This window comes from Ferrovibrio terrae, from assembly GCF_943371255.1.
Lineage (GTDB): Bacteria > Pseudomonadota > Alphaproteobacteria > Ferrovibrionales > Ferrovibrionaceae > Ferrovibrio > Ferrovibrio terrae_B.
In genome coordinates this window covers 1-11,494 of the sequence record NZ_CALRUC010000130.1, presented here as the reverse complement: position 1 = coordinate 11,494, position 11,494 = coordinate 1, and the positions used below count along the sequence as shown (strand labels likewise).

General features: G+C 64.2%; 8 protein-coding genes. 1 reads left to right on the top strand and 7 read right to left on the bottom strand.

Annotated elements, in window-relative coordinates:
- The 6 genes from AAG799_RS20010 to AAG799_RS19985 all read right to left on the bottom strand — a co-directional run.
- Positions 1–500: tetraacyldisaccharide 4'-kinase (locus tag AAG799_RS20010; RefSeq protein ID WP_341898641.1), on the bottom strand; the 500-nt coding region annotated here is incomplete at its 3' end.
- On the bottom strand, positions 493–1,224 hold the full coding sequence (locus AAG799_RS20005; RefSeq protein WP_341898640.1) for a lysophospholipid acyltransferase family protein: 732 nt from the start codon (positions 1,222–1,224) through the stop codon (positions 493–495). The genes AAG799_RS20005 and AAG799_RS20010, both read right to left, overlap by 8 nt.
- Before the next feature lie 2 nt (positions 1,225–1,226).
- Entirely contained in the window at positions 1,227–3,002 is a 1,776-nt protein-coding gene (locus AAG799_RS20000) for an ABC transporter transmembrane domain-containing protein (RefSeq protein WP_341898639.1), read from the bottom strand.
- Between the two features lie 113 nt (positions 3,003–3,115).
- Entirely contained in the window at positions 3,116–5,128 is a 2,013-nt protein-coding gene (tkt, locus tag AAG799_RS19995) for a transketolase (RefSeq protein WP_341898638.1), read from the bottom strand.
- Positions 5,129–5,333: 205 nt separating this feature from the next.
- The gene (locus AAG799_RS19990; protein ID WP_341898636.1) at positions 5,334–7,643 is read right to left on the bottom strand and encodes a methyl-accepting chemotaxis protein; all 2,310 of its coding nucleotides are present in this window, start codon (positions 7,641–7,643) and stop codon (positions 5,334–5,336) included.
- A 180-nt stretch (positions 7,644–7,823) separates the two neighbouring features.
- Positions 7,824–8,312 (bottom strand): chemotaxis protein CheW, encoded by a 489-nt coding sequence (locus tag AAG799_RS19985; RefSeq protein WP_341898635.1) that lies wholly within the window; start codon positions 8,310–8,312, stop codon positions 7,824–7,826.
- Positions 8,313–8,497: 185 nt separating this feature from the next.
- Between AAG799_RS19985 and AAG799_RS19980 the strand changes: the two genes are divergently transcribed.
- Positions 8,498–9,283: an aldolase/citrate lyase family protein gene (locus tag AAG799_RS19980; protein ID WP_341898634.1), complete on the top strand. Its 786-nt coding sequence runs from the start codon at positions 8,498–8,500 to the stop codon at positions 9,281–9,283.
- Positions 9,284–9,298: 15 nt separating this feature from the next.
- Here AAG799_RS19980 and AAG799_RS19975 read toward each other — a convergent pair whose 3' ends face one another.
- Positions 9,299–11,419, bottom strand: coding sequence for a methyltransferase domain-containing protein (locus tag AAG799_RS19975; protein ID WP_341898633.1), 2,121 nt, complete (start codon positions 11,417–11,419; stop codon positions 9,299–9,301).
- Positions 11,420–11,494: the final 75 nt, after the last annotated feature.

Below are 11,494 nucleotides of genomic sequence, written 5' to 3'. Positions count from 1 at the left end.
CCGAAGCCATAGCCGCCATCGACCACCAGCAGGTTGAGCCGGCGGGCCAGGGCGTAGGTCTGGTGCGCGTCGTCGGCGATGATGCAGTCGGCGCCGGCCGCCACGGCGGCGCGGGCGGCAGCCGGGCGGTTACTGCCGATCCAGGTGGGAGCGGCCAGCGCCAGCAACAGGGCCTCGTCGCCCACATCGGCGGCATGATGGCGGTTGAGGTCAACCCGCACCGGACCACTCAGCCGGCCGCCATAGCCGCGGCTGACGATGTGCGGGTGGCGGCCAAGCGCGACCAGCCGCTGGGCGATGGCAATAGCGGTCGGGGTCTTGCCGGCGCCGCCGGCGACCAGATTGCCGACCGAGAGCACCGGCACACCGATGTCCTGGGCAGCGGTCATGCGCTGGTTCAGGCGATTGCCAAGGCCATAGACGGCTGCCAGGGGACGCAGCAGGCCCGGCAGCGGAGATGCCGTACCGGCCTGCCAGAAACGTGGCGCGGCCCTAGGCATGGCTCCCAGAGGGGGCGGCTGGCGGAATCGGGGGATGGCCGCATAGCCGGTCGGCCTGTTCACTCAGGGCATTCATGGCGATTTCGACGCGCAAGGCCGCCTGCTCCAGGCTTTCGGTGGTATCGCTAAACACATCGATCGGCTCGCCCCAGATGAAGACCCCCCGGTTGAACGGCCAGGGCAGGATGAAGCGGTCCCATGAGTTTATCACACGGCGGCGCACGACGGCATAGGTCGCCGGCATGATCGGTACCCGGGCCAGGCGGGCGGCGGCCACAATGCCGGGTCCGGCCCGCATGCGCGGCCCGCGCGGGCCGTCGGGAGTGAAGGTGACGTATTCGCCCTGTCGCAGGGCTTCGAGAATGCTACGCAGGGCGGCACGGCCCCCCTTGTCCTTCTTGCCGGCCTTGGCGGATGACCCGCGGATGGTGCCGATGTCGAAGGGGTCCATGGTGCGGGCGATCATTTCGCCATCGCGATGCTGCGAGATCAGCACATGCATGGGCTTCTTGACGATCCATGCCGGCGGCATCAACAGCAGGCGCCCGTGCCAGAAAGCAGCGATGAAGGGTTGCCCGGCATTCCAGAATTGCCTGGGATGTTCGAGTCCAAGTGTCTGCCAGCGCGAGGTCGCGTGGACCAGCCGGATATAGAGCGCAATGGTGTTCGCCACGACCCGCACGAAGGGGGCGCTCCGCAGCAGCCGCTTGACCGACGGATGCATGCTCAGGCTGGAGTCTCGACGGCGAACTGGGTCGCGTATAGCCGGGCATAGGCGCCGTTGCGCGCCAGCAGCTCGGCATGGCTGCCCTGTTCGACCAGACGGCCATGGTCGAGTACGAAGATCACATCGGCATCGATCACCGTGGACAGGCGATGCGCGATCACCAGCGTGGTGCGACCGCGCATCAGTTCACTCAATGCGGTCTGGATCAGGCGTTCGGATTCGGTGTCCAGCGCGCTGGTGGCTTCGTCCAGCAGCAGGATCGGCGCATCGCGCAGCATGGCGCGCGCAATCGCGATGCGCTGACGCTGACCACCCGACAGCTTGACGCCGTTTTCGCCTACCGGAGTGTCGTAGCCCTGCGGCAGGCCCAAGATGAAGTCATGAGCCGCAGCATGGCGCGCAGCAGTTTCGATTTCGGCCTGGCTCGCTTCGGGCCGGCCATAGGCGATGTTGGCGCGAATGGTGTCGTCGAACAGCGTCAGCTCCTGGCTGACCAGCGCGATGCTGCGACGAAGCGAGGCAAGTTTCACAGCGCGTACATCCTGGCCGTCGATCTGCACGCTGCCATCGGCCACGTCGTAGAAGCGCGGCACCAGATTGAGCAGCGTCGACTTGCCGGCACCCGAGGCGCCGACCAGGGCGGCTTTCTTGCCCGGCGGCACCACAAGGGACACGCCATTCAGGGCGGACTTGTTGCTGCCATAGCGGAAGCTGACGCCGTCGAGGCGGATTTCGCCACCGGCAATCTTGAGGTCCTTCGCATCGGCGGATTCAACGATGGTGGGCTTGATATCCAGCGTGGCGAAGATGCGTTCGGCCGCAGCAAGACCTTCCTGCAGTGCCGTGTTCAGATTGGCCAGCGACTTCAGCGGCTGGTAGGCCGAGAGGGCGGCATAGATGAAAGCGGTCAGCGTGCCGAGAGTCAGCTCCTGGCTGGTACCGCCGATATAGATGACGATGGCGACGGCGATGCCGCCAAGGGCCTCGGTCGCCGGGCTGGCCGCGGCGCGGGCACGCACCACCTTCATGATATGGCCCAGCCGGGTTTCCACCGAGCTGCGCGCGCGTTCAATCTCGCGCTCTTCCATGCCATAGGCCTTGACCATGCGCGCGCCTTCAAAGGTCTCGCTCAGGATCGTGGTCAGCTTGCCGGTCTCCTGCTGGGTGCGCTTGGAGCCCTTGCGGGTGCGTTTGCCGAGGCGGCGCGCATTCAGGCCTACGAAGGGGAAAATCACGCAGACGATCAGCGCGAATTTCCAGTTCATCGCGAACATCACGCCGGTCAGGAAGATCAGGCTTAAGGAGTCCTTGACGATGCCGGTCAGCGATTTGGTGACTGCCTCGCGCAGCAGGCCGGCATCGTAAAGGAAGCTGGCGATCAGCTTGCCCGAATGCATCTCATGCAGCCAGGCGAGGTCGGAGCGGATGAAATGCGCATAGAGCCGCAGCTGGGTGTCGGCGATGATGCGCTCGCCGAAGCGGGTCAGCAGCGTGCCCTCGAAATACGAGGCAAAGGCCTTCACCACCACCACGATCACCACGGCAGCCGGCACCAGCAGGGTCCAGGTGGGGTCGCGCTCGGTGAACACCTTGTCGATGGCGGGCTTCAGCAGCCAGGCAGTCGCGGCCGTCATGGCGGCAACGATGCTCATGCTCAGCAGGGCCATCATCAGCGAACCCAGATGCGGTCGCACCTGTTCCGCCATCAGGCGCCGCAGCAGCGGTCCGGTGCCGGCAGGGTTTGCCGTATCATCGGAAGTGGCAGTCGAAGTCACCGGAAATCCGTCCTAATCCAAGGCGTTAATGCAGCGTGCTATAGCATGCACACCGCCGCCCGGCCAACACTATGACCAGGGCGGGAACCGGATATGGCGGCCAGGCGGGCGGTTTACAACCGCTGCTTGGCTGCTGCGGCCACCGCTTCCGGGGTGATGCCGAAATGCTTGTAGAGCTGCTCATAGGGGCCCGAGGCGCCGAAGCTGCTCATGCCGACGAAACCGCCCTTGATGCCGAGATAGCGGTCCCAGCCCTGACGCACGCCAGCCTCCACGGCGATCCGCACCGTGCCCGGACCAAGTGTCTTTTCCTGATAGGCTTCGTCCTGGCCATTGAACAGCTCGAAGCTCGGCATTGAGACCACCCGGGTCGGCACGCCATCCTTCTGCAGCAGATCGCGGGCTGTCACCGCGATGGCGATTTCCGAGCCGGTGGCCAGCAGGGTCACCTTGGCGGCGCCGCCTTCGGCAGCCAGCAACTCGTAGCCGCCTTTGGCGACCAGATTCTCTTCCGTATGCGTGACGCGCACCGCCGGCAGATCCTGGCGGGTGAGGGCCAGCACGCTGGGACGATGGGACTGGGTCAGGGCAACCTGCCAGGCTTCGGCGGTTTCCACCGCATCGGCCGGGCGCAGCACCAGCAGATTGGGAATCGAGCGCAGTGCAGCCAGATGCTCGACCGGCTGATGCGTCGGGCCGTCTTCGCCCAGGCCGATCGAGTCATGCGTCATCACGTAGATGACGCGCTGTTCCATCAGCGCGGAGAGGCGGATCGACGGGCGGCAGTAGTCGGTGAAGACCAGGAAGGTGCCGCCATAGGGGATCAGGCCGCCATGCAGGGCGATGCCGTTCATGGCGGCCGCCATGCCGTGTTCACGCACGCCGTAATAAATGTAGCGACCGCTGTAGTCGCCGGGTTTCACCGGATTGAGACCGGCGGTCTTGGTGTTGTTCGAGCCGGTAAGATCGGCCGAGCCGCCGAGCGTTTCCGGCACCACCGGGTTGATCACTTCCAGCGCCATCTGCGACGACTTGCGGGTCGCCCACTTCGGCTTGTCAGTGGCGAGTTTCTGCTTGTATGCCGAGATCGTCTTGGCGAAATCGGCCGGCAGTTCGCCCTTGATGCGGCGATCCCATTCGGCGCGCTGGGCGGCCGGCAGGGCATCATGCAGCTTGCCCCAGGTGGCCTGCTTGGCGGCACCGGCGGCGCCGACATCGCGCCAGGCCTTCAGGATCGCATCGGGAATCTCAAACGGCGCATGCGGCCAGCCGAGCTTTTCGCGCGCGCCCTTGATCTCATCGGCGCCGAGCGGCGAGCCGTGGGTGGCCGAGGTGCCGGCCTTGGTCGGCGCACCAAAGCCGATCACGGTGCGGCAGGCGATCAGGCTCGGCTTGTCGCTCTTCTGGGCCGCGGCAATCGCGGCGGCAACCGCTTCTGGATCATGGCCGTCGACCGCGATGGTGGCCCAGCCGCTGGCCTGGAAGCGCTTCAGCTGGTCGTCCGATACCGACAGGCTGGTCGGGCCGTCGATGGAAATCTGGTTGTCGTCCCACAGCACGATCAGCTTGTTCAGCTTCAGATGGCCGGCCATCGAAATGGCTTCGTGGCTGATGCCTTCCATCAGGCAGCCGTCGCCGGCGATCACATAGGTGTAGTGATCGACCAGCTTGGGGTCGAACTGCGCCGCCATGGCGCGTTCGGCCAGTGCCATGCCGACTGCGGTGGCGATGCCCTGGCCGAGCGGGCCGGTGGTGGTTTCGATGCCGCCGGCATGACCGAATTCCGGATGGCCGGCGGTGCGCGCGCCGATCTGGCGGAAGCGCTTCAGCTCGTCCAGTGTCATATCCTTGTACCCGGTCAGGTACAGCAGCGCGTAGATCAGCATCGAGCCATGGCCGGCCGACAGCACGAAACGGTCGCGATCAGGCCAGGTCGGGGTCTGCGGATCGAATTTCAGAAAGCGGCTGAACAGCACGGTGGCGACATCGGCCATGCCCATCGGCATGCCGGGATGGCCGGAATTGGCGGCCTGGACCGCGTCCATGGCGAGCGCCCGGATGGCATTGGCCATCTCGGCATGGCTGACCGGAGCGGAATGGCGGGGGGCGGCGGCAGGCTGCAGCATTGGGGGAATCCGGCATCAGAGGCGGCAAAAGCGGGCGGACCTTGCCGGGCAAAGCGGGGTCCGTCAACCCATGCTGGCCTGTAGCCGGAAGTCATTGAAAAGGGGGCGCAATTCCCGCGCGTCCGCCGCCTGCAGGGCACAGGCGGAGGACGGGGGGAAAGGCTGCCTCAGAGTCGCGCCGGACCGGGGGCGGTCCGCGGCGTTCCTACAGCTTGAAGAAGCCGACCAGGCCGGCCAGTTCGTTGGCCTGTCCGGCCAGGCTCTGGGCGGCGGCTGTGGTCTCCTCCACCAGGGCGGCATTGCGCTGGGTCATCTCGTCCATGCTGCCCACAGCCGTGTTGATCTGCTCCAGACCGGTGGCCTGCTCACGGCTGGCGGCCGCGATCTCGGCGACGATATCCGACACCTTCTTGATGGCGCCGACGATCTCGGTGAGTGAACCGCCGGTCTGGTTCACCAGCGTGGCGCCGGTCTTGACCTGCGCATTGGATTCCGCGATCAGCGCCTTGATGTCCTTCGAGGCATTGGCTGAGCGCTGGGCGAGTGCACGCACCTCCTGCGCCACGACGGCAAAGCCCTTGCCGGCTTCGCCAGCGCGGGCCGCTTCAACGGATGCATTCAGCGCCAGCAGGTTGGTCTGGAAGGCGATCTCGTCGATCAGGCCGACGATGTCGCTGATCTTCTGCGCGCTCGCCTCGATCTTGGTGACGGCGGTAACCGCATCGCTGACCACCGCGCCGCCCTTTTGCGCCGTGTCGCGCGCCGCCACCGCCAGCTGGTTGGCGGCCTGCGCATTGTCAGCATTCTGCTTCACCGTTGCCGTGATCTCATGCATCGAGGCGGCAGTTTCCTCAATCGACGCGGCCTGGCTTTCCGTGCGGCTGGCCAGATCCTGGCTGCCGGTGGAGATTTCATCGGAGGCCACCTTCACCGATTGCGCCGTCATGGTCAGGCGTCCGGCGAAATCACGCATGCGTTCAGACATGCCGTTGACGCCACCCTTGATCTGCCCGAACACGCCCTGATAGTCGCCGCGCACGATCTTGCTGAGATCGCCGCCGGCCATGGCATTCATGGCGGTGGCCAGTTCTTCGGTCATCGCCTGCAACGTGGCGGCCAGGCGGTTCAGTTCCTGGCTGGTGGAGAGGAAGAAGCCGCTCTTGCCGACCTCGTCGATGCGGGTGGACAGATCGCCCTGCGCCACCTTGTTGACCAGTGCGGCGATTTCCTCGCCGGCGGCTTTCTCGCGCTCTTCGCGTTCCTGGCGGCGGCTTTCCGATTCCTCGCGCTGGCGCGCGACATCCTCTTCAGCCTGCTCGCGGGCGATCATGCTGTCCTTGAACACCTGGACGGCCTGCGCCATCTGGCCGATCTCGGCGCCGCGATCGACAAAGGGAATCTCGACCTTAAGATCGCGATTGGCCAGGCGCTGCATGGCCGTGGTCATGCGCTGGATCGGACCACTGACACGCCATTGCACGATCAGGAAGCCGAAGGCGGTGAAGCCGATAGCCGAGAGTAAGACTGCGCCACTGATGATCACGCTTTGCTGCGTCTGTACCATCTGGGCATTGGCCCGTTTGATCAGCTCATCCAGCGCCGTGTTGGCAATGGCGTTCAGCATGTTGAGGCTCTCGGTCACGGTCGGCTGGTATTTCGACTGTTCGATCGGCGAGGGCTGCCCCGCGCTGAAGGCCTTGACGATGGCCTGGCGGTCCGTGCCGAGAGGGCCGGTGAAGAAGCTCTTGGCTGTATTGACCACGTCACGCAGAGCGGCAGGGGTCTCGCTGCGGGCGGCGATATCGGTGACGATGCCCCAGGCGGTGGCAACGCGACCATCATCCTCGGCATGCGCCATCGCTTCGGCAACAGTCCAGCTCTGGCCGGCAGACATCGTCGACAGGATGCGTAGCACCAGCGAACCGACATAATTGCGCATCGTCCAGGCATTCTGCTTCACGCTGAGCAGTTGATCGACGCCAGGATCAACCAGTTGCAGCGATACTTCCAGGAAATCGGACGCCTCTTGTACGGCATTGAGATAGCCCTGGGTGACGCGCGGCCAGTCCTGCATGATCTGAGCGTCGCGCTGGGCCTTGGGCTGGCCGATCAGGGTCATTGCCCTGGGGCGCATGGCATTGACCGCATCATGCGCTGTTTTCAGCTTGGCCAGGACCGGCGCCGAACCGGGCAGGTCGGTGAGCGCGGCAAGGCTGGCATAGCCGGCGTTGAAGCCTTCAATCGCGCCGTCGCGCTGGGTGGTGATGCTGTCCACGGTGTCTTTCACCGCGGGTGCCTCGGCGCGGAACACGATCATGATATTGCCGCGTTCCAGGCGATGCTGCTGCAGGCTGCGGAAGAAGGACTGGCTGATTGGGGCGAGTGTCGCCACCTTCTGCGCCGCGCGGTTGCGTTGAATGGCCTCGTTCAGCGAGATGACGCTGAGGGCGACGAGCATGATGCCCAGAACGCCAATGACGAGGCCCAGCGTGGTTCGGATCGAAAAGCTCGGCATGCGAAATACCCCTAAAAGCGCACCGCAATTTTTTGCAGCGCTGTCAGCCGGTGCAGGTTAGCCGGACTCTGGGGGCGGGTGCTGCCGTTAAAGGCTTACGTTATCAATATTTAATCCCGTAACGCGTAACGGTGATGCTAGCGAGTCGCAGGAAAGGTCCTTGAGGATGCAAATATATAGCTAGGATGCTATGGCGACCGTGGATTGCTCCTGCTGATCGGCGATTTGCTGCATCTGCTCAGCGGTGCTCTGGTTGACCAGGCGGTCGAGGTCGAGGATCGACACCATGCGCTCCTCGCGCGCCACCAGGGCGCTGAGGAACTGATGATCGTCCGCCATGCCGGTGTTCGGCACGGTCTGCAGGTCGCGCTGCTCGATGGAGAGGATATCCGACACGGAATCGACCAGCAGGCCGAATGTCCCGTTTGCCGCCACCACGACAATGACGACATGCATGCGGGTCGGCGTGGTGCGACCGCCGCCGAAGCGGACGCGCAGATCATAGATCGGCACAATGGTGCCACGCAGGTTGATGATGCCGCGCACGAAGTCTGGCGTGTTGGGCAGGTTGGTCACTTCGGTCCAGGCGCGGATCTCGCGCACGCTGAGGATGTCGATGCCGTATTGCTGGCTGTCGATGGCGAAGGTGAGATATTCATTGCTGCTCAAGAGTTCGGCTCCCTGGGCCGCGGGTAGTTGAGCCATAACAGCCTCCTTGCCACTGAAGTTCCGATCCGGTCGGAACAGTCTGCCTCTGTTCAGCGCTTTTTAGCACAGATATCCCTTGTGCTGCCGCGGTTTATTGATTGTTGTATCTCCGTCCGTCTAAGGATTTTTGGGAGGAAGGCTAAATCATGCAATTGCCCGCCAACATGTTCAAGCGCGCACTCAGGGAGCGGCGTCCGCAGATCGGACTGTGGTGTTCGCTGTGCAGCAATATTGTCGCCGAGATTTTGGCCACGGCTGGTTTCGACTGGATCGTGTTGGATACCGAGCACTCGCCGAATGAACTGCCGATGGTGATGCAACAGCTGCAGGCGATGCAGATCGATGCCAATACCGCCAGTCCGGTCGTGCGTCCGCCGTGGAACGATGCGGTGATGATCAAGCGCTTTCTCGATATCGGTTCCCCTAATATGCTCCTGCCGTTTGTGCAGAATGTGGAAGAGGCCAAGAAGGCCGTGGCCGCAACGCGCTATCCGCCCAAGGGCATCCGCGGTGTTTCCGGCAACCAGCGCGCCAACCGGTATGGCCTGGTGGCCGACTATCATGCCAAGGCCGATACCGAGATCGGCGTGATCCTGCAGGCCGAGACCCGGGATGCGGTCGATCGCATTCCGCAAATGGCTGCCGTAGAGGGTGTGGATGGCATTTTCATCGGGCCAGCCGATCTTTCAGCCAGCATCGGTCATCTTGGCAATGCCGCGCATCCTGAGGCGCAGGCCGAGATCATGCGGGCGCTGAAGCTGTGCAAGGAGGCCAACATGCCGGCCGGCATTCTGGCGCCGGACGAAGACGACGCCCGGCGCTACCTCGACGCGGGCTTCACCTTCGTTGCCGTCGGTGTCGATCAGGGGTTGCTGACCAAGTCGACCCGTGATCTTGCCAAGCGCTTCCGCGCCCATGTCGGGCGCAGCTGATCGACGTGGTTCGGGTCAGGCCTTGTGCCTGACCCAGAAGCGGTAGCAGTTGCTGAACAGACCCGGATTCTCCAGCTCCACCGTCGCCCAGTTATCGAGATTGGCGGCGGTGAGATCCTGGGGGAACCGGGCCCGATAGCCGGTCAGCGGCTTCGGTGAGTTGAATTCAAAGCCCAGAAATTCCAGGCCGGCCTCGTCGACCAGCTGGCGCAGCTGGGCCGGCGTATAGCGATGCTCCTGGCGGTGGAAAACCAGGTCGCGCAGGTCACTGAGCGTGTGGAAGGCGCTGGACTGCATCAGGCGCATGGCCAGATCGGGCGCCAGCCGCAGCACATCGTGGCGGAACCGCCGCACATCGTCGGGACTGTCGCTGTAGCCGTGTTTGGCGATCAGCTCGCGAGCCGCCACCACATCGCGGCGGCCCACTTCGCTATACAGCCCCAGCATCATGTAGCCGTCGGGCCTGAGCAGCTTCACCAGTTGTGCCAGGCCGGCAGCCGGATCGCGCAGATGGTGCAGCACGCCGAAACTTTCGATCACATCGAAGCGGCGGTCGATTTCGCCGATCTTCAGGATATCGGCCTGGGCGAAGTCCACATTGGCAATGCCGATCTCGTCGGCCTTGCGCTTTGCATAGGCCAGGCTGGTGCGGCTGAGATCGATGGCCAGCACTTTCGCATCGAGATAGCTTGTGGCGGCCAGGATGGCATGCAGCCCGGTGCCGCAGCCGGCCACCAGCACATCGGGCTTGGCGATGCGGCTGGCGGGAATGGTCTGCATCGGCAGCGCGGTACGCAGGCGCACCGGCACGCTGAGCGGCGTGCCCAGGATCGGCTGGTGCCAACGCGGGAAGGGGCTTTCCTCGTACATTTCCTGCACGAAGCGGCTGGTCGCATCCTCGATCGGCATCAGTGACGGCATGCTGGCGGCGATCAGGCGCTCGGCCAGAGGTTCATCGAGCTGGCTGTGCTTGAGATCGGCATAGTCGGGCGGCCAGGTGCTGGCGACCAGACGTTCGGCATCGCTGCGCCGGTATAGCGGCTGATAGATGGCAAAGACGGCAAACCGGTCGGCGGCCGCATCGGCTTGCAGGGTTGCCAATGCAGCATCCAGATGCTGCAGCAGCGCCTGTTCGTCCGGCGAGACACGATCGATATATTCCGACTGGAAGGCGCGGATCGCCAGCAGGGCGATGAAGCGCCGGTGGCGTTCAAGCTGATCCGGCTGATGCACGGCCAGATGCAGCAGGCCGCGCCGCAGGGCCATCAGGCGGTTGGCGATTCCGGGATGGCTGACCAGGCCATGGGCCAGCCAGGCCGCCAGCGGCTCGATGGCGGCCAGGTCCGGTGCATCGGGCCTGGCCAGCACGGCAGCCACAGCTGCGGGCGGCAGCGGATCGACAGCGGCCAGTGCCATGAACATCGGGTCCAGGCGAATGGCACTTTCGATCAGCGGTTCGAGATCGCGCGGTTCGATGCCCGGGCTGCCGAGCAGCGGCAGCGCCATGGCGATCAGGCCGGGATCGGGCTTCTTGAGTCGCAGGTCACGCAACGAACGCGCGAAACCCACCTTGTAACGCACCACATCAGGTGCGGCCTGCAGCGCACGGCCGAAATACATCATTGCATTCTTGGCATCGCCCTTGGCCATCAGGGCAAAGCCGAGCATGTAATTCACTTCCGGATGTTTCTGGTTGCCAAGCGGGCGCGCGGTCTGCAATGCGCCGATGGCAGCATCCAGCGCGCCTTCGCCGATGAACAGATGCGCCAGCCCGATATAGGGGTCTGGCATCTTCTGGTTCAGCACGATGGCACTGCCGAAACTGTTTTGTGCCGCCTGGCGATCGCCGGCGGCGAGCAAGATATGGCCGAGTGTGAGGTGATAGTTCTCGAAGTGGAAATCGATGGCGATGGCGCGCTCGACCAGGCTGCGCGCCAGATCGAGATTGCCGCGCTGGAGCGCGATATAGCCCTTCAGGTGAATGGCATCCGCGAAGTCCGGTTCCTGTTGCAGCAGGCTGTCCAGGAAGCCCTCGGCCTGCTCGAATTGACCGCCCTCGATCGCGCGCATGGCAGCCCGCAGGATGGGCAGCAGATGGGCTTTTTCGGCGATGGCTTTGGAATCGGGAAGCGACATTTCGCTTTGCAGCAGGAGACGGAAGGTGATTACTCTAGCAGATTACTAGGGGAAGCGCCCAGTTGGAGCAAAAAG